Origin of the sequence: Microcystis aeruginosa NIES-4325, from assembly GCF_008974145.1 — a bacterium.
In the GTDB taxonomy this organism is placed as follows: domain Bacteria; phylum Cyanobacteriota; class Cyanobacteriia; order Cyanobacteriales; family Microcystaceae; genus Microcystis; species Microcystis aeruginosa_G.
In genome coordinates this window covers 1-252 of record NZ_BJKP01000154.1, presented here as the reverse complement: position 1 = coordinate 252, position 252 = coordinate 1, and the positions used below count along the sequence as shown (strand labels likewise).

The 252-nt window shown below is 41.3% G+C and carries 1 pseudogene; it reads right to left on the bottom strand.

Annotated features, from left to right (window positions below):
• Nucleotides 1–127: 127 nt before the first annotated feature.
• A pseudogene (locus MiAbW_RS19430) lies at nt 128–252 on the bottom strand (IS630 transposase-related protein); the annotation flags it as partial.

Here is a 252-nt window from a genome sequence, read left to right as displayed (position 1 = left end):
GTTGGTTAAGTTCTTGTTGTTGCTCTGGAGTCATTTTTGTCTTTTCCCTACTCTTTTCTCTATCCCATACCCAATTGATGCTTTTGTCAAGTAGTTTATTTGTTCTTCAGCTTTGACTTGCTCCCCTTGGTCTCACTCCAAACTTCTCGGCTCTGTCTCTTAATCTTGCATCTGGATTTTCTTGGACATCTTTTGACAGTGCTTTCCAGTCCAGCTTTCTCTGACGGTGTTTTACCTTTGTTGCTTCCAGTT